At 53.5% G+C, this 791-nt stretch carries 1 rRNA gene; it reads right to left on the reverse strand.

The annotated features are described in order from the left end of the window. Positions 1 to 791 (reverse strand): 23S ribosomal RNA (locus QK892_RS18395); the annotation flags it as partial.

A 791-nucleotide genomic window follows, 5' to 3' on the forward strand; every position in this document is an offset into this window, starting at 1 on the left:
ATCCGTTGAGCGATGGCCCTTCCATTCAGAACCACCGGATCACTAAGACCTACTTTCGTACCTGCTCGAGCCGTCACTCTCGCAGTCAAGCTGGCTTATGCCTTTGCACTAACCGCATGATGTCCGACCATGCTTAGCCAACCTTCGTGCTCCTCCGTTACTCTTTAGGAGGAGACCGCCCCAGTCAAACTACCCACCAGACACGGTCCCCGACCCGGATCACGGGCCTAGGTTAGAACATCAAACGTTAAAGGGTGGTATTTCAAGGTTGGCTCCATGCAGACTGGCGTCCACACTTCAAAGCCTCCCACCTATCCTACACATCAAGGCTCAATGTTCAGTGTCAAGCTATAGTAAAGGTTCACGGGGTCTTTCCGTCTTGCCGCGGGTACACTGCATCTTCACAGCGAGTTCAATTTCACTGAGTCTCGGGTGGAGACAGCCTGGCCATCATTACGCCATTCGTGCAGGTCGGAACTTACCCGACAAGGAATTTCGCTACCTTAGGACCGTTATAGTTACGGCCGCCGTTTACTGGGGCTTCGATCAGGAGCTTCGCTTGCGCTAACCCCATCAATTAACCTTCCAGCACCGGGCAGGCGTCACACCGTATACGTCCACTTTCGTGTTTGCACAGTGCTGTGTTTTTAATAAACAGTTGCAGCCAGCTGGTATCTTCGACTGGCTTCAGCTCTGTCCGCGAGGGACTTTACCTACCGCCAGCGTGCCTTCTCCCGAAGTTACGGCACCATTTTGCCTAGTTCCTTCACCCGAGTTCTCTCAAGCGCCTG

The sequence above is a fragment of the Clostridium lamae genome, assembly GCF_033043255.1.
In the GTDB taxonomy this organism is placed as follows: Bacteria; Bacillota; Clostridia; order Clostridiales; family Clostridiaceae; genus Clostridium; species Clostridium lamae.